This window comes from Pseudomonas sp. BNK-15 (genome assembly GCF_047456105.1).
In the GTDB taxonomy this organism is placed as follows: Bacteria; Pseudomonadota; Gammaproteobacteria; order Pseudomonadales; family Pseudomonadaceae; genus Aquipseudomonas; species Aquipseudomonas putida_E.
Window position 1 is genome coordinate 562,029 of sequence record NZ_CP179898.1, and the last position, 17,342, is coordinate 579,370.

At 58.5% G+C, this 17,342-nt stretch carries 16 protein-coding genes and 1 tRNA gene; 6 read left to right on the forward strand and 11 right to left on the reverse strand.

What is annotated here, in order from left to right:
- Window positions 1–24: 24 nt before the first annotated feature.
- From mqo to ACMGF5_RS02500, 4 genes are all read right to left on the reverse strand, one after another.
- Entirely contained in the window at window positions 25–1,662 is a 1,638-nt protein-coding gene (gene mqo, locus ACMGF5_RS02485) for a malate dehydrogenase (quinone) (RefSeq protein ID WP_046788001.1), read from the reverse strand.
- A gap of 328 nt (window positions 1,663–1,990) precedes the next feature.
- The gene (locus tag ACMGF5_RS02490) at window positions 1,991–2,182 is read right to left on the reverse strand and encodes a DUF4223 family protein (protein ID WP_008097338.1); all 192 of its coding nucleotides are present in this window, start codon (window positions 2,180–2,182) and stop codon (window positions 1,991–1,993) included.
- A gap of 219 nt (window positions 2,183–2,401) precedes the next feature.
- Window positions 2,402–3,130 carry an SDR family oxidoreductase gene (locus ACMGF5_RS02495; RefSeq protein ID WP_046788000.1) on the reverse strand — a complete coding sequence of 243 codons (729 nt, stop codon included), beginning with the start codon at window positions 3,128–3,130 and terminating at the stop codon, window positions 2,402–2,404.
- 166 nt (window positions 3,131–3,296) lie between these two features.
- Complete coding sequence (locus ACMGF5_RS02500) at window positions 3,297–4,295, reverse strand: LacI family DNA-binding transcriptional regulator (RefSeq protein WP_046787999.1); 999 nt, start codon at window positions 4,293–4,295, stop codon at window positions 3,297–3,299.
- A gap of 236 nt (window positions 4,296–4,531) precedes the next feature.
- Between ACMGF5_RS02500 and ACMGF5_RS02505 the strand changes: the two genes are divergently transcribed.
- From ACMGF5_RS02505 to ACMGF5_RS02515, 3 genes are all read left to right on the forward strand, one after another.
- A complete protein-coding gene (locus tag ACMGF5_RS02505; RefSeq protein ID WP_204918672.1) occupies window positions 4,532–6,115 on the forward strand; it encodes an FGGY-family carbohydrate kinase in 1,584 nt (527 codons plus the stop codon).
- A 24-nt stretch (window positions 6,116–6,139) separates the two neighbouring features.
- Complete coding sequence (gene tal, locus ACMGF5_RS02510; RefSeq protein WP_414157552.1) at window positions 6,140–7,099, forward strand: transaldolase; 960 nt, start codon at window positions 6,140–6,142, stop codon at window positions 7,097–7,099.
- Window positions 7,100–7,521: 422 nt separating this feature from the next.
- A complete protein-coding gene (locus ACMGF5_RS02515) occupies window positions 7,522–7,785 on the forward strand; it encodes a hypothetical protein (protein WP_012315739.1) in 264 nt (87 codons plus the stop codon).
- Window positions 7,786–8,167: 382 nt separating this feature from the next.
- Here the strand turns inward: ACMGF5_RS02515 and ACMGF5_RS02520 are convergent, their stop codons facing one another.
- On the reverse strand, window positions 8,168–9,364 hold the full coding sequence (locus tag ACMGF5_RS02520; RefSeq protein ID WP_414157553.1) for an IS256 family transposase: 1,197 nt from the start codon (window positions 9,362–9,364) through the stop codon (window positions 8,168–8,170).
- Window positions 9,365–9,511: 147 nt separating this feature from the next.
- Window positions 9,512–10,405 carry a LysR family transcriptional regulator gene (locus ACMGF5_RS02525; protein ID WP_115274237.1) on the reverse strand — a complete coding sequence of 298 codons (894 nt, stop codon included), beginning with the start codon at window positions 10,403–10,405 and terminating at the stop codon, window positions 9,512–9,514.
- 132 nt (window positions 10,406–10,537) lie between these two features.
- On the opposite strand from ACMGF5_RS02525, the gene ACMGF5_RS02530 reads away from it, so the two are divergent.
- The 3 genes from ACMGF5_RS02530 to ACMGF5_RS02540 all read left to right on the forward strand — a co-directional run bounded on the left by ACMGF5_RS02530 (window position 10,538) and on the right by ACMGF5_RS02540 (window position 12,701).
- Window positions 10,538–11,518 (forward strand): aldo/keto reductase, encoded by a 981-nt coding sequence (locus tag ACMGF5_RS02530; protein WP_115274238.1) that lies wholly within the window; start codon window positions 10,538–10,540, stop codon window positions 11,516–11,518.
- Between the two features lie 86 nt (window positions 11,519–11,604).
- Complete coding sequence (locus ACMGF5_RS02535; protein ID WP_254466040.1) at window positions 11,605–12,294, forward strand: carboxymuconolactone decarboxylase family protein; 690 nt, start codon at window positions 11,605–11,607, stop codon at window positions 12,292–12,294.
- A gap of 95 nt (window positions 12,295–12,389) precedes the next feature.
- The gene (locus ACMGF5_RS02540) at window positions 12,390–12,701 is read left to right on the forward strand and encodes a putative quinol monooxygenase (protein WP_115274240.1); all 312 of its coding nucleotides are present in this window, start codon (window positions 12,390–12,392) and stop codon (window positions 12,699–12,701) included.
- Between the two features lie 530 nt (window positions 12,702–13,231).
- Here the strand turns inward: ACMGF5_RS02540 and ACMGF5_RS02545 are convergent.
- From ACMGF5_RS02545 to bamC, 5 genes are all read right to left on the reverse strand, one after another.
- On the reverse strand, window positions 13,232–13,762 hold the full coding sequence (locus tag ACMGF5_RS02545) for a hypothetical protein (protein ID WP_346640884.1): 531 nt from the start codon (window positions 13,760–13,762) through the stop codon (window positions 13,232–13,234).
- Window positions 13,763–14,537: 775 nt separating this feature from the next.
- Window positions 14,538–14,627, reverse strand: a tRNA-Ser gene (locus tag ACMGF5_RS02550).
- 92 nt (window positions 14,628–14,719) lie between these two features.
- Window positions 14,720–15,430, reverse strand: a complete 711-nt coding sequence (purC, locus tag ACMGF5_RS02555) for a phosphoribosylaminoimidazolesuccinocarboxamide synthase (protein WP_012315794.1) — start codon at window positions 15,428–15,430, stop codon at window positions 14,720–14,722.
- Window positions 15,431–15,460: 30 nt separating this feature from the next.
- Window positions 15,461–16,219, reverse strand: coding sequence for an MBL fold metallo-hydrolase (locus ACMGF5_RS02560; protein ID WP_115274069.1), 759 nt, complete (start codon window positions 16,217–16,219; stop codon window positions 15,461–15,463).
- A complete protein-coding gene (bamC, locus tag ACMGF5_RS02565; RefSeq protein WP_196996893.1) occupies window positions 16,220–17,338 on the reverse strand; it encodes an outer membrane protein assembly factor BamC in 1,119 nt (372 codons plus the stop codon).
- Window positions 17,339–17,342 lie beyond the last annotated feature (4 nt).

Below are 17,342 nucleotides of genomic sequence, written 5' to 3' on the forward strand. Positions count from 1 at the left end.
GGCTTTCGATCACAACGCTGACGCTTACAGCGCCATGTCGTTCTCTGGCTTGCTCTCAACCGGCTGGCTAGCACCCGTGCTGGTACCGACGCTCTGGTCGATGACCGGCGGCTTCTCCAGCTGCAGGACTTCAGCGGTGTAGTTCCACTCTTTCTGCGTGGCCGCTGCCGAATCGTTGAGCTTGGTGCCGTAGCTAGGCACGATCTCTTTGATCTTGGCTTGCCATTGCGGGGTGGCGACCTTGTCCTTGAACACGGTTTCCAGCACGTTCAGCATGATCGGCGCGGCGGTCGAGGCGCCTGGCGATGCGCCCAGCAGGCCGGCGATGGTGCGGTCTTGCGAGGCCACCACTTCGGTACCCAGCTTCAGCACGCCGCCCTTGTCTGCGTCACGCTTGATGATCTGCACGCGCTGACCGGCCTGCCACAGCTTCCAGTCTTCCTTCTTGGCGTTCGGGAAGTAGGTGCGCAGCGCTTCGAAGCGGTCGTCGTCCGACAGCATCAGCTGGCCAGCGAGGTACTCGACCAGCGGGTACTGCTCGATGCCGACCTTGGTCATTGGCCACACGTTGTGCATGGTGGTGCTGCTGAGCAGGTCCAGGTACGAACCGTTCTTCAGGAACTTGGTCGAGAAGGTGGCGAATGGCCCGAACAGGATCACGCGCTTGCCGTCCAGCACACGGGTGTCCAGGTGCGGTACCGACATGGGTGGCGCGCCGGTCGAGGCGATGCCATAGGCCTTGGCCATGTGCTGCATGGCGATGGTCGGGTTCTCTGTCACCAGGAACGAACCGCCGACCGGGAAGCCTGCGTATTCCTTGGCTTCAGGAATGCCCGACTTCTGCAGCAGCTTCAGCGCGCCGCCGCCGGCACCGATGAACAGGAACTTGGCGTCGGTGGCCGACTCGGTACCGTCCTTCAGGTTCTTGTACTCGACGTGCCAGGAGCCGTCCTCGTTGCGGGTGATGTCCTGGACTTCGCTGGACAGCTTCAGGGTGAAGTTGTCCTGGGTCTTCAGGTGGCCGACGAACTGGCGGGTGATTTCACCGAAGTTCACGTCGGTGCCCAGTGGCGTCCAGGTCACCGCCAGCTTCTGGTTCGGGTCGCGGCCTTCCATCATCAGCGGGACCCACTTGGCGATCTGCGCGTGGTCCTCGGAGTACTGCATCGAGCGGAACAGCGGGCTTGCCTGCAGCGCGTCATAACGCTTCTTGAGGAACTTGATGTTGTCATCGCCCCACACGAAGCTCATGTGCGGGGTGGTGTTGATGAACGAATGCGGGTTCTTCAGCACGCCCTGACGGACCTGCCACGACCAGAACTGGCGGGAGATCTGGAAGGCTTCGTTGATTTCGATGGCCTTGGTGATGTTGACGTTGCCGTCTTTATCTTCCGGGGTGTAGTTCAGCTCAGCCAGCGCGGAGTGGCCGGTGCCGGCGTTGTTCCAGCCGTTGGAGCTTTCTTCGGCGACGCCATCCAGGCGCTCGACCATCTCCATCGACCAGCTTGGCTCCAGCTCGTGCAGCCACACGGCCAGGGTGGAGCTCATGATGCCGCCGCCGACCAGCAGCACATCGACTTTCTTGGTTTCTGCGGCGTGCGCTTGCATGAAGCTCGCAGCGACAGCCAGACCCAGCAAGGTCTTGCCAGCTTTCTTGAACATTGATCAATTCCAGTCTGTAGAACGGAGGACGGGCCTGTGGCTGGCCCAGGTGCTTCGTGTTCTTGTGCGCAGGCTTTTTGTGATCATTGTTCAGCGGCTTAAAGAACCAGAAAACGACCCAGGCTTTTGTCGTATTGACCGACAGGGCTGAATCGTTTCGCTGATTGTATCTGAAATGCCAGCACAAACAAATTGCGGGCGTACAAGCAAGGCGGCAGGTTGTCCCAGCGGCAGGTTGTCACGCCAGACAAACAAAAGCCCCCAGCCATATGCATGACTGGGGGCTTTGGATCAGGTCACAGGTGACGCGATCAGGGTATCGCCAAGCTTACTGCGGCTGAGGCAGTTTATCGATCGGGCCGCAGCCACCGATGACCTTGGAGATGGAAACCGATGGGTGGAACAGGTAGTCGTACGAGCAGTTTTTCTGCTGGTTGTAAACTTGGCCAGTGCAACCGGACAGCAGGGCAACGCCCGAAACGACAGCAACGGCTACGGTGGCCTTGAACAGCTTTTTCATTACTTCAGTCCTTTAAATAATCATCGGCCATCATTCTGATGGCGGCCGGATGATACAGAACCGGAGTATTGGATCCAAGTCGCATTCGAAGATAGGCCGCCATCCAATCCAGCAGCGGGTTTCGGTAGTGCTTTGAAATAAGACACACCGCAGACCAACTTACGCTGCAGGCTGCCTCGACAAGATCACGCCTGCAGCGGTTGATGTTGAGTGCAACCGTTACATATCAAATGCCGAAGGCAGCACGATCATGTCCCGAATCGTCACGTTACGCGGGCGCGTGAGCATGTACATGACCGCATCGGCTATGTCGGATGGTTCGATCAGGCTACCGCTAGCCTTGGCCTTTTTCAGGTTTTCTTCCGGCCAATCGGCCAGCAGTGCACTGCTGACCGGGCCAGGCGACACGGCGCCGACACGGATACCGTGAGCCTTGACCTGGCGGCGCACCGTCTGCACGAAGCAGTTGACCGCCCACTTGGAGGCCGAGTACACCGGCTCCCAGGGAACCGGAAAATGCCCGGCCACCGAGCCTGTGACCAGAATGTCGCCCGTCCCCCTCTCGATCATGTGCGGCAACACATCATGCACATTCTTGATCACGGCATTGACGTTGAGGTTCAGCATGCGGTCGATGGCCGCCACATCCGCATCAACCAGATCACCGCCCACGTAGCAACCGGCGTTGGCATACAGAATGTCGAGCTGGCCGGCCTTCGCCAGCACACCCGGCAGCAGCGTTGCACAGCGCTCAGGCACCAGCAGGTCGATCACCAACGGCATGGCCGCCTCCCCCAGGCGTTCACACGCGCTGGCCAAGGCGGCTTCATCCCGGTCGATCATGACCACCCTGGCACCCGCTGCCACCATCGCCTCGGCCGATGCCAGGCCTATTCCCGACGCAGCGCCTGTGACCGCTGCCACTTTACCTTCGAGTTGCGTTGCCATTCGCCACCTCCCTGGCCCCCTGACGAACAAAGGGCACTTTGATTATTTTTATGTAGACGTTTACATACCACTCGAATCGCTTGCGGGCTCAATCTGACGCCAGCTCAGCGCCAAATGTCAACGTCTACATTTTTAACCAGATATGTACCCGCCAGTGGTTGGCAGGTCAGAGCAGTAGCTGCCCTTCAATGACTTGGTCGCGCAGCGGTTGCGAAGGATCGTCGATCTGGCCAAGCAACAGGTTGATCGCGCCTACACCCAACTCGACGCTGCTATGGCTGATGCAAGGGATGGGCTGGCCATAGATCTCGGCATAGTGCACCTGGTCGATGCTGAACAGCGCTATGTCATTGCGGCTCAAGCCAACCTCGCGCATGGCCTGCAGCGCGCCCAAGGTCATGAGCGCATTGAGGCCAAAGATGACATCGGGCCACTTGCCACTTTGCAGGTAACTACGCACCACATCACGTGCCGGCGCCTGGGTGTAGTCCCCATGCACGACCTCCAGCACGGTAGGCTCTGGCCACTGCTCCAATGCGCGTCGAATGCCTGCCAGCCGCGCCAGGGAAATCTTCGAGCGTTGCGGCCCGGCGACGACCAGCAGCCGGCGCCGCCCCTGTGCCAACAACGCGCGCGCGCCCTGATAGCCGCTCTGCTCGTTGTCCAGGTAGACGCCGGCAAACGGCGCACCTGTGAGCTGGCGGTCGATCTGGACGACCGGGATGGCGGCCATCTCCAGCTTGGCCAGATAGCTCGGCTGGTATTGGTCGTCGTCGCTGATCACCGAGAGGATCACCCCTGCGACCTGATAGCTGAGCAGCGTATCGATCGCCCGCGCCTCCAGCTCTGGCGAGCCATCGGTATCGAACAGCATCAAGGTGTAGTCGCGCTTCTTCGCCTCGCGCGTTATCGCCTTGATGATCTCGCCGTAGAACGGGTTTTCCAGGCTTGCCGTGACCAGGCCCAGCAGCCGGCTCTCGCGATTCTTGAGGTTGCGGGCAAAGGCATTGGGCACGTAGTTGAGCTCTTTGGCCACCTTGAGGATGAGCTCCAGCGTCTGCTTCTTGACCTTCTCTGGCTGGTTGAGCGCCCGCGACACCGTGACGGTAGTCATGTTCACGCGTTTGGCGATGTCGGTGATGGTGGCTTTGCCTGGTCTGGTCATGAACGCTCGATGGTGGCTGGCTGCGGGCGCCGTGATTTTCAGCGATTGTACGCCAGGCCACAACCGTGCATGCGTATTGTGGTGACAATCGTGTTGTGCTAGCGTCCCGAAATGTTGACGTTAACATTTGCAACCATGGATTGATCAGCCGCGACTTGAAACTGCCGTCGGATAAAATCGCCAAAAAAATGTTCACGTCTACATAAACCACCACGCCAATAATAAAAGGGACAACAATGGACTACGTGATTGGTGTCGACATCGGCACGCAAAGTACCAAGGCTCTCTTGATGTCAACCGAGGGTGGAATGCTGGCCCAGGCCTGCGTCAGCTACCAGGTCGAGCAACCTCGACCGTTGTGGGCGCAGCAATGGCCGCAGGTGTGGCTGGACGCTGTCTACGAAACTGTCGCGACCAGCATCCGCCGCAGCCAAGTACCAGCCGCCCAGATCAAAGCCATCTGCATCAGCAGCCTCTACGGGGGCTCGGGCATCCCGGTGGACGCCGACATCAACCCCCTTCACCCCTGCCTCATCTGGATGGACCGCCGGGCCATCGCCGAGGCCGAATGGGTGCGCGAAAATGTGGATGTGGAACAGTTGCAGCGCATAACGGGCAACGGTGTCGACAGCTACTACGGCTATACCAAGATGCTGTGGATCAAGCGCAACCAGCCAGAGGTCTGGGCCAAGGCGCGCTACCTGCTGCCGCCCAACAGCTTTGTGCAGTACCACCTGACCGGCGAGCTGGCCGTGGACCACAGTTCAGCGGGCAATATCGGCGGCATCTACGACCTCGCAACGCGTGGCTGGTCGCCTCTGATGCTCGATGCCCTGGGCATCGACGCCCACCTGATGCCGCAACGCCTGGTTGCGCCCGGGCAGGTCATTGGCAGCCTGCTACCGGCTGCGGCGCAGCGGCTAGGGCTACAGCCAGGCACCAAGGTAGTTGCCGGCGGAGTCGATGCAGCGATGGCCACACTGGCCGCAGGGGTCATTGCGCCAGGCAACCATGTCGCGATGCTGGGCACCAGCATGTGCTGGGGCTTCATCAAGCAGCGCAGCGCTGCCTGCAAAGGGCTGATCAACATGCCTTACGTCTACGATGCTGGCGCCAACACCTACAGTTTCGGCGGCGCCATTACCGCCGGTGCCGCAATCAGCTGGTTCCGTGAGCAGTTCTGTGCACAGGAAAAGCAGGCCGCTGCCCTGTCGCCTGGCGCCGAGGTGCACCAACTGATGGAGCAGGACGCTGCCAAGACGCCCGCCGGTGCAGAAGGCCTGTTGTTCCTGCCCTACCTGATGGGCGAGCGCAGCCCCATCTGGGATGCCAAGGCATCGGGGGCCTATATAGGGCTGTCGCTGTTCCACCACAAGGCTCATCTGTACCGCGCAGTACTGGAGGGGCTGGCGTTTGCCTTGCGTCACAACATGCAAATGGGCAACCAGGCAGGGCTGCAGCTTGATCCGCACTTGATCGTGGTAGGGGGTGGCACGGCGTCGAACCTGTGGATGCAGATCATCGCCGATATCACCGGCCATGCCGTGTTCACCATCGAGCAGCAGGTCGAAGCGCCGCTGGGTGGCGCCATGCTCGCGGCACTGGCAATCGGCGCCATCGAGGACGTCGAAGCTATCCGCAACTGGCGCACCCTGCGCCGACGGGCCGACCCCAACCCCGCGAACAAAGCCCTGTATGACCAGATGTTCGTTCATTACTGCGCGGCCTACCACGCCCTGAAACCCATCATGCATGGGCTGGCAGACCAGGCCACGCCCCTGCCCGAGCCATCGCACCCCGCACAGCCCATGGCCGTCTGACATCAACCACCAAAGGGTTCCAGCATGCCAACTTTGCTCAGCCAGTTGGAGCAGTACAGCACAGTGGTCGCCGACACCGGCGACCTTCAGGCCGTTCGCCGCTTCACCCCTCATGATGCAACCACCAACCCCTCACTGGTGCTCAAGGCCGTGGTGTCGGGCCACTACGACACATTGCTCGATGACCTCTGCGCCCTGACGAAAGCTGCCGGCCTGCCGCATGCGCAGGCAATCGATCAACTGTCCGACCAACTGATCGTTGCTTTGGGCTGCGACCTGTTGCAGCACGTGCCCGGCAGGGTATCGAGCGAGGTCGATGCGCGGCTGTCCTTCGATAAGCAGGCAAGCCTGGCCAAGGCCAGGCGCCTGGTCGCACTGTACGAGGCGGCGGGCGTTCCACGTGAGCGCTTCCTCATCAAGCTCGCCGCCACCTGGGAGGGCATTCGCGCGGCCAGCGAACTGGAGCGTGAGGGCATCCAGTGCAACTTGACGTTGATCTTCAACCTCGCCCAGGCACGCGCCTGCGCCGAAGCCGGCGCATTCCTGATCTCGCCTTTTGTTGGCCGGGTGCTGGACTGGCATCGCCGCGCTTATCCGGACAAGGAGTACGCGCCGGCGTCGGAGCCTGGGGTTCAATTGGTGGCGGCCAGTTACCGCTTCATGCGACGCCACGGTTACGCGACTTCGGTGATGGGGGCTAGCTTTCGCAACGTCGGTGAAATCGTTGCTTTGGCAGGTTGCGATCGGCTGACGATCAGCCCCGCACTGCTGGAAGAGCTGGCAGTGACCGAGGGCAGCCTGCAGGCCGCGCTCGCCGCCCCCGCCGACCATCAGGCGCCGCCACCACCACTGAGCGAGGCCGATTTTCGCTGGCAGATGAACGAGGACGCAATGGCAACCGCGCAGCTGGCCGAAGGGATTCGAGGGTTTGCCGCGGACCAGAGCAAACTGGAGGCGCTTATTGCACAACGCTTGTGCGCTTGAGTACGCCCCATCGGGAGGGGAAACGCATAAAGATAAGGCCTCTGACAGCTCATCGCTTTCAGGGGCTTTATTGCATGCCACGGAAGAATATTCACGCCTGGCACGCCTCCGGTCCTACACATTTAACTCCGATTTTTCCCATTCCCTGTAGTCCATTTCCGAATTATATTGCCGGCGCTGCCAACCCATTGCGAGCGCTCGGATTGCGGCCTAGTCTCGGTTCGTCGTTGACACCTCAGCGACCGGCTTTGACAGGCTGATAACTTATCCCGCGCGCATTTACAGCCTATGGCGGCTGTACATGGGGCACATTCGTGTGCGCCGAGTTGCTCCGGGATCCTCGGTCTGTCAACCCATGTACAGCTGCCACCCTCTTGTTTGACAGCAAGCTTGCGGCAGCCCCACTGATCCTGGAGATGTGTATGCGCAAGATAGTCCCCGATCCACCCTCCCCCCTCGATCCCTCGTACATGCTGCAGGACACCCTGGTTCAGACCTCGGAATACGTGATCTGCGCCTTGTCCGTAGCCCGCCAGTCCGTGCGACTGACACCGACCTCGCACAACTCGATCGTGATGCGGGCGGTCATCCATGAAATGGAAGTTGCGCATGCGCTGCTGGAATCGGCGCTGATGCAACTGCACAGGCAAGCGGATTCGCCCACGGAGCCACAGACATTGCACTAGGGCCGAGCTACGAAAAATCCGGGAGTGCCGCAAAGGTCGGCCTGGCGCTCTGATCCGATCCGGCAGGCCCCGTCGCTAGCGGCGACAGGGCCCGGCCATGCGCCCGGCGATGCTTTGAGATTTAACTCGGGCACAACGAAAAAGCCCCTGAAAACTTATCGTTTTCAGGGGCTTTATCTACCACATGCATGGCGGAGAGATAGGGAAGCTCAACCCCAGGTCAAAAACCCCATAAACCCCTGCATTTGCTGGCTTTGATAAAGATTTTACGTACAATAAATACGTACAATCGGAAACAGGAATGCAATAATGGCAAACAACCTAGGATCGTGTCCCAGGAAGTGGTGTAACTCATCATGGCTCTGGCCATTGAGTTCGCCGTTTAGTTGATCACAGCTGACAGCTTGGCTTGTGGATTATCGCTGACCGCTTCGAAGGCCTCCAACTGCATGTAACGTCTTTGCAGGCACCACTCGTCGTTCTGCTCCAGCAGCATCGCGCCTACCAGCCGTGTGATGGCCGGATCGTTGGGGAAAATCCCCACGACATCGGTGCGGCGTTTGATTTCAGCGTTGAGCCGTTCAAGCGGGTTGGTGCTGTGTAACTGCTGCCGGTGTGCCTTGGGAAACGCCATGTGAGCCAGCACTTCATCCTCACAGCCGTCCATGAGCGTCGCGATCTTCGGGTACTTTTCGCGCAGTTGATCGGCGACCAACCGCCATTGCTGATGGCATTCGGCACGGCTGTCCTGGGCGAAGACCGTGCGCAGCAGCGCCGCTACCATGGTGCGCTGACCTTTGCCGACGTGGGCCATGGCATTGCGCATGAAATGCACACGGCAGCACTGCCAGGTCGCGTTGAATACCTTGGAAACAGCCGCCTTGAGCCCTTCGTGGGCGTCGGAGATGACAAGCTTCACGCCCCGCAAGCCACGTCGCATGAGGCTGCGCAGGAAGTCTGTCCAGAACGGCTCAGCCTCTGACGGCCCAACCCGCATGCCCAGGACTTCGCGGCCACCGTCGGTGTTCACGGCCACGGCGATTATTACGGCGACCGAGACGATGCGCCCGGCCTCCCGCACCTTGACGTAGGTGGCATCGATCCAGAGATAGGGCCAGTCGCCTTCAAGCGGGCGATCAAGGAAAGCGTGAACGCGCTCATCGATCTCACCAGCTAGCCGTGAAACCTGGCTTTTGGAGATACCGGTCATGCCCATGGCCTTGACCAGCTCGTCCACCGAACGCGTTGAAACGCCTTGGATGTAGGCTTCCTGGATCACCGCCGCCATGGCCTTCTCGGCGGTACGTCGGGGTTCGAGGAAGCCAGGAAAGTAGCTGCCTTGGCGCAGCTTCGGGATCTTCAGGTCAACGTCGCCGGCGCGGGTTTGCCAAAGGCGATCACGGTAGCCATTACGGCTATTTGTCCGGTCTGGGCTTTTGACATCGAAGCCCGCGCCGCACAGGCCTTCGACATCGAACTCCATCATGCGCTGGGCAACGAACTGGATCATTTGCTTGAGCAGATCAGCGTCTGCCCCTTTCTCAACCAACTCGGTCAATGCGATAGTGGGCTTGGTCATCGTGGTTTCTCTGGTGAGTGTTTGGTCTTCGCAAACTCAACGTTAGCCAAGAACCACGATGACCATCCTCTTTCGCCCGCAGGGCGCCTTCGGCTGGTTCAGTTACACCACTTCCCGGGACACGATCAGGATCTGTTCAAGGAGGCCCTAATCCCTGTAGCGGAGAGCGTTGGCTACAAGTGCGAAGGCTGGCAAGGATTGCCTCCGACTCGGGTAGTAAAAGTGATACCCCGGAAACGTCGGCGCCCAATCCTCAAGAACACGGACCAATCGGCCACTCTTGACGTACGGCTGGACAACATCCTCCGGCGCATAAGCCAAACCGTACCCTTCCAATGCGGCGGCCATTGTCTGGGAGGAGGTATTGAAGATCATCTGCCCTGGCACCTGAACATTCAGCGCTTTACCAGCCTTTGAAAACTCCCAGGCATACAGGCCACCGTGGGTGGGTAAACGCAGGTTCGCGCAGTTATGGGTGGTCAGATCCTGGGGGACTTGTGGCTTTTTGCGTTGGTCGAAGTACCCGGGCGCGCCCACCACAGCCATGCGAAAGTCAGGGGAAATCCTCACAGCGATCATATCCTTTGCCACCTGATCGCCTATCCGTACCCCCGCGTCATAACGTTCAGCGACGATATCGATCAACCCGTAGCCGATGTTGATCTCCAAGGTGAGGTCGGGATAATCCGGCAGCAACCTAGATAGTTTCGGCCAGAGAATGGTGGATGCGGCATGGTCGTGGGACGTTATCCGAATAGTCCCTGATGGCTTGTCGCGCAGCTCTCCCAACGCGGCGACTTCGGCTTCTATTCCCTCGTAGTAAGGCACGAGGCTGCCGAGCAAACGCTCGCCAGCTTCGGTCGGCGACGCACCGCGTGTTGTGCGGGTAAGCAAGCGAATCCCGAGACGCTCTTCAAGACTGCGGATGCTATGACTGATAGCGGATTGGGACACACCCAGATGGGCAGCGGCCCTAGTGAAACTGCGCTCACGCGCTACGGTGATAAACACCGAAAGGCTGTTGAAATCGTACTGGGCCACTATGAATTTATCTCATGCCGGTTATCTCAGTATGCCACTTCTTGAATGTATAAGGTGTTTTTAAAGTAGCTGCATCCCCAGTAACCCGACAGTTTGAGGGTTGGTTTCTCATACCTTCAAAGGAGATGGATGATGCAAAAGCGCAAAATCGGCAGCAACGGCCTCGAGGTTTCAGCCATTGGTCTGGGCTGCATGGGCCTGACATTCGGCTATGGCCCCGCCACTGACAAAGCGGAAGCAATCAAACTCATCAGGGCGGCTTTTGAGCATGGTGTCACTCTCTTCGATTCGGCCGAAGCCTATGGGCAAGTCAACGAAGAAATGGTGGGCGAAGCCGTTCAACCATTCCGCGAGCAGATCGTCATCGCGACAAAATTCGGTTTCAAAGACGGCAATCCCGTTGCTGGGCTGGACAGTCGGCCGGAGCGCATCCGACAGGTAGCGGAAGAGTCACTCAAGCGCCTGAAGACCGACTGCATTGACCTGTTTTACCAACATCGCGTTGATCCTAACGTCCCCATGGAGGATGTTGCCGGGGCCGTGCGCGACCTCATCAAGGAAGGTAAGGTCAAATATTTTGGCATGTGTGAAGCCGGCGTAGACGCTATCCGTCGCGCCCATGCGGTACAGCCGCTGTCAGCGCTTCAAAGCGAGTATTCGATGTTTACCCGCGAGCCTGAACTGGAAATTATTCCAACCCTTGAAGCGCTCGGGGTTGGTTTCATTCCCTTCAGCCCCCTGGGTAAGGGTTTCCTGAGCGGGAAAATTGATGCCAGCACGACCTTCTCCAGCGGTGATGTACGGAACAATCTGCCTCGTTTTGCTGACGGTGCCCGGGAGGCTAACCACCATCTCGTCGCCCTGATTGGTGAAATCGCCCAGCGCAAGCAAGTAACCTCGGCTCAGATAGCATTGGCTTGGCTGCTGGCACAAAAGCCGTGGATTTCACCTATCCCCGGTACCACCAAGCTGCATCGCCTGGAAGAAAACGTAGGCGGAGCATACGTGCAATTGACCGCAGAAGACCTTCGTGAACTCAGTGAGGTTCTGGCAGAGGTGCCTGTGCAAGGTGAGCGTTATAACGCGCAGATGATGAAAACCATCAACCGTTAAGCATTCTTCAGCGCGTGACGCTGTTTCTTAGAGCCAGCGTCACGCGCTCGTTTCCAACTATTCATCTGCACGAGCGATCATTCACTATGAAATCAGACAAAGCGGACTTCGCCGTACCGGCATTTGTACGCTACACCCAAGACGTGCTTCTGGAAGAGATATGGCAGCGTCCCCAATTGCTGCCCCGGGATCGCAGCATCGTGACCGTTGCCGCCTTGATTGCGCTGCATCAGCCAGCCGAAATGGTCCGCCAATTCGATTTGGCGTTGGACAATGGTGTTACGCCCACCGAACTGAGTGAAGTCATCACTCATCTAGCATTCTATTCAGGCTGGGGCAGTGCCACATTAGCCGCATCCATCGCCAAAGACGTATTTGAGGCCCGCGATATCGCCCGAACCGCTTTGGCGGATGTACAGGACAGCATGCTCCCCGTCGACGAAACCTTTGAGCAGATGCGCGTGGCGGCGGTAGAACAGATGATCGGCCCTGCATTCGAAGCGCTTGCAGGCTATACCACTTCGGTACTGTTCCATGACCTGTGGCTGCGCCCGACGCTAACTCCGCGTGATCGCTGTCTGGTCACGGTCGCAGCCCTGGTTGCAGTGGGGCAAGCCGCTCAAATTCCCTTTCACGTGAATAAAGCCATGGACAATGGCCTGACCCAAATTCAGGCCGCTGAAGTCATTACCCATCTGGCCTTCTACGCCGGCTGGCCGAACGCAATGTCGGCGGCTGCGATAGCCAAAGGCATATTCGAAAAGCGCTCCGAGTAAGTCGCCAAGCAATTCCGGCGATGTACGTCGAATCGGCGGCCGCGAATCGGTCGTTTCGCGTCAGCTAAGGGCTCCTCTAGATCCAGGATACAAACATGCAAAGCAGCAAATCCGAAGAGCGGCACATCATCTGCGAGCTTCGCTGCAATGACTGCAATATCGACCGGGTCAAAGCGTTGATCATGCGATTTGTCGAACCGGCAAGAGCGGAACCCGGCTGCCTGTATTACAACCTCTATCAGAGCTTCAAGGCACCCAATACGTTTTACATTATCGATGGCTGGATGAACCAGCAGGCTGTCGAAGAGCACGCTGCCAACCGGCATGTCTCCAGTGTTATGGATAAGCTACGTCCACTGCTCACTTTCGGCCCCGTCATTACCCTCAATGCTCGTGTAAGTGATTAAGGCCAATCGGCTGGTTGCACTTATTGGAAGTGCCGACGGTTATGCAATTCAAATTTCACCAAGAGCGGTTTTTGATTGATGTCCATTTAGGGTCCAGGCTGTGTGAAAACGCTTGGCGCGATCCGGCTGGTTAGAAAATGACCAGAATTTCGCGCTCCTGCGCGAAATCTGGGTTAGCTGAATAAGACCAAGCCATTTCAGATTTCACGTACGCTCGCGATCTTCAGAGACCCGTTTGGGTTTTCACACAGCCTGGACCCATTGCAGCCGTTCGATAACGACTGCAAATGGCCGATAGCGATCCGTAGTCGAGCATTAGCCAGAGGTGCCCTATGCCCCTAGATCCCGTCTAATACCTCACTGGATGGCTACGCCCTCGCCTCACACATAGAGGGCATAGCTCAAGCCCCAATCGAGACTGGAAACATTCCGGCAGAGCCGGGTCAGTCCTGCGATCGCACAGTGATAGAAACTCGAAATGCGTTATCCGTTATGGTAGGGATCGTAAGCTTACGCATTAATGCGAATGCTTAGTCTCCGCCGCACTGATACATTTTCACTGTCCCTATCAAGCTACTGGCTGGAATAAAGACAAGCTCGCCCAAAGAGTGCTCAGACACATATCCTTCCCAAACGAAATCCACGAGACTTGAAACCTCCTTGGAAAACTCAGCGGGCAGGGTAAACGACCTTAGTACTTTTAGAACTTTTGCCTGGGTGTCGACAGCGTGCAGATCAACCTGGATTCTGGTATTTGGAGTGGGGAAACTGGAGGGAGTGTATTTGGCCTCAGGGATCAACCGAGGGTCGAATGGGCACTCAAACTCCATGTCATCAATCCGGAACAAGATGATGATCAGAAACCCTTCAAGCCTATACCCGACTTTAACTGAGCCCGAACGTAGGCATTTCACTTCAGACTTGAGCATGCCGGGGAGGCATACCTGAAGAAGAAATGAGTCATCGATAAAGAACTGTGCAGAAGCACCCTCATAGCAAGCGAGCGGCAAAGGGTATTTAGAGCCAACTGCAAGGGACTGGCGTTTCTTTTGGTTGTGCATAATGCTCTCCTTTGAGCGTAAATACTTTACTGACTGCCATGCAAAGGAGATGAAGCTAAAATCTGTGGCGAACCACAGTAAAAGCCACTTAAAAAGATAAGCGATATATAAAATATTTCAGAGTTTTCTTATCACGTCAAGCCCCGAATTAGATGCAGGCTGATAATAGATTACCAGCGGTACGTAATTTCGGAATTAAAGACGTACACTTTCGGCCCCAACCGACGGGCTAAGTTGACCGGCAGAATCATACTGTGCAACAAAACTTTTCATTCGAGAAAATTGGGAATTGCCCAATCAAGCGCTAAACTCACTACTGCTCAGACACCGCCATACAAGCATGCTCACTCGTTCTGAAGGCCAGTACTGCGATTCGCCTGCTACTCGCGTACCCCATGCCACGGAGCCCTGGCGTGTCTAATTTGAGCATTCAGACTGATTGGCTAGACTGCTAACGGGTCGGCTAATGGAAATCGCTGCGAGGGCGCTGCAAGCTCTTTCAGCGAGACCGCTCCCACCACCTCCCCTACCGCCTTCTCACGATGATCTCTGTGGACGCTGGCGAGTGGACTCGCGCTGACTGTGATGGGAGGAAAGAGGTGCTCTGGAAATTGCCAGCCTGAGGATTTGGCGTAGGCTTTCGAGGTAAAATCGGCACAACGAAAAAAGCCCAATCGTGGGATTGGGCTTTTAGAAAAAGTGGGATCATAGTGGGATCACCACCATTTTCGCCACTTCGTAAAAAGTTGGAAAAAAACCTCCAACCCTTTAAATATGGCGGAGAGATAGGGATTTGAACCCTAGGTACTGTTGCCAGTACAACGGATTTCGAATCCGTCCCGTTCGACCACTCCGGCATCTCTCCAATGCCGCGCATCATACCAGCGAATTCTGAAAACGCAAACCTTTATTTTCAAAAAAACCGCGTGGTATCAGGCGCTTGCGTGAATGCGCCGCTTACAGCGGCACGCCCAGGCGCTTGGCAACTTCTTCGTAGGCTTCGATCACATCGCCCAGGCCCTGGCGGAAGCGGTCCTTGTCCATCTTCTTGCGGGTTTCTTTGTCCCACAGGCGGCAGCCGTCCGGGCTGAACTCGTCACCCAGGACGATCTGGCCGTGGAATACACCGAACTCCAGCTTGAAGTCGACCAGCAGCAGGCCGGCGTCATCGAACAGCTTGTTCAGCACTTCGTTGACCTTCAGCGACAGCTTCTTCATCTCTGCCAGTTGCTCGGCGGTGCCCCAGCCGAAAGCGACAACGTGGGATTCGTTGATGAACGGGTCGCCCTTCTCGTCGTTCTTCAGGAACAGTTCGAAGGTGGACGGTTCGAGCTTGATGCCCTCCTCCACGCCCAGGCGCTTGACCAGGCTGCCGGCGGCATAGTTACGCACTACGCACTCGACCGGGATCATGTCCAGCTTCTTGACCAGGCACTCGTTGTCGCCCAGCAGCTTGTCGAACTGGGTCGGCACGCCGGCTTCTTCGAGCTTCTGCATGATGAAGGCATTGAACTTGTTGTTCACCATGCCTTTGCGGTCCAGTTGTTCGATGCGCTTGCCGTCGAACGCCGAGGTGTCGTTGCGGAACAGCAGGATCAAGCGGTCGGCGTCGTCGGTCTTGTAAACCGATTTGGCCTTGCCGCGGTAGAGTTCTTCGCGTTTTTCCATGATTGGGCTCCGCTTGCTTGAGTGGTTGGGCTAGGCGATTTCGCGCCAGTCGAGCCCGTGTTCCTGATTCGCCACCTGGAGCCAGTCCGGGTCGCACCCAAGGGTGTCGACGAAGCACTGGCGGGCCAGATGTGGCAGGTTGTTCTTGCTGCTGAGGTGGGCCAGCACCAGGTGCTGCAGGTTGCTCCACCCCAACTCGTCCACCAGGCGCGCGGCCTGGTGGTTGTTCAAATGTCCTTGCATGCCGCCGACCCGCTGCTTGAGGAAGTACGGGTAGTGCCCGCGGGCCAGCATGTCGCGGCAATGATTGGCCTCGATCAGCAGTGCATCCAGGCCCTGATAGCGCTCAAGCAACAGCGCGTCGTACGAACCCAGGTCAGTGAGCATGCCAAAGCGTCGGCGACCGTCGCTGATGACGTACTGCAGCGGCTCGTAGGCGTCGTGCTCGACCCGCGCCGCACTCACTTGCAGGCAGCCGATACTCAGGCTGTCGCCACAGGCAAGAAAACCGGCCGCCTCCACCGGCTTGCGCATGCCGCGCAATGTGCCCTGGCTGAGGTAGACCGGTACATTGTAGCGCCGCGACAGCAACCCCACCCCATGCACATGGTCGGCATGTTCGTGGGTCACCAGCACGGCGCTCAGTTGAGACGCCTGCACCCCGAGCAGCGCCAGGCGCCGCTCGGTTTCACGCAGGGAAAACCCGCAATCGACCAGGATGAACGTGTCACCACTGGCGATCAGCGTGCCATTTCCCTGGCTGCCGCTTCCCAGTACCGCGAAGCGCACTTAACCCAGGTGGTCCTGAATGGCACTCAGCACGCGGCGAGCGACATCGGCCGGGGCCACGGTGTTGATGTTCTTCTCGACGGTAACCTGCACGCTTTCGCCAACCTTGCTCAGGCGCACCTGGTAACGCTCGGCGCGGGCTTCAAGCTCTTCCTTGGTTGGCTCGCTGCCAAACATGCGGCTGAAGAAGCCAGGCTGGTTCTGCTTGTCGTCGGGCTTCTCAGACAGGTTGATGTAGTACAGGCCCAGGCTGCGGTTGATGTCTTCCACACGCCATTCGCCACCCTGCTCCAGGGCACGGCCCACGCCGGACCAGGCACGGTCCAGGTCGGCGCCGAGGAACAGCACGGGGTTGCCGCTGCCGTCTTCGCTCAGGCTGACGCGGCTCGGCGCATCGAAGTCGCGCGCAGCCAGCAAGGACACCGAACCGCCCTTCTCGGCGCTGCGGTTCATGCTGGCGAGCATTTCGTCGACCAGCAGCGCATCGGCGGCCGTGTTGCTGGACGCGGACGGGAACCCAGGCTCGGCAGTGCTGCCAGCCGGGCGCTCGACACTGACGACATACACCTCGGAGGTGTTGCGTTGTACGCCAGGCTCCATGCGCACACGCACGCGCACTTCGCTGTCACCATTGCTGGCGGTGCTCGCCAGGCGCTGGCCGAGCGATGCCGACAGCTCGTCAAAACGCTGCCAGGTGGTGGTGAACTCGCCCGTCTGCGGGCGCTCTTCGGCAATACGGAAGCCGTTGTCTTCGAAGAACTGATGCGCTACCGGCCAGACTTCGGCCGGCGAACGCTGGGCCAGCACCCAACGGCTGCTGCCGCTGCGCTGCAGGCTGAAATCGCTGACGTCGGCGCCAGCCGACAGCGGTTGCGGACGCGGCACTTCGAACTCGCCCTTGGCGGTATCGTCGGCGACGTTGCGCGGGATCGGCAGCAGCGGGTCAAGGCGCTTGACGTTGCTGGCGTCCTGCGGGAGCTGCATCGGTGCAGTCGGGTGCGCCTGCAGGTAATCGCTGCCGCGGTCGCGGAAATAGCCATCCTCGCCCCACAGCCAGCCACACCCACTGGTGCTGGAAATGATCAGGGCGAGCGCGGAAAGACCAGCCAGTCGCTTCATGCGG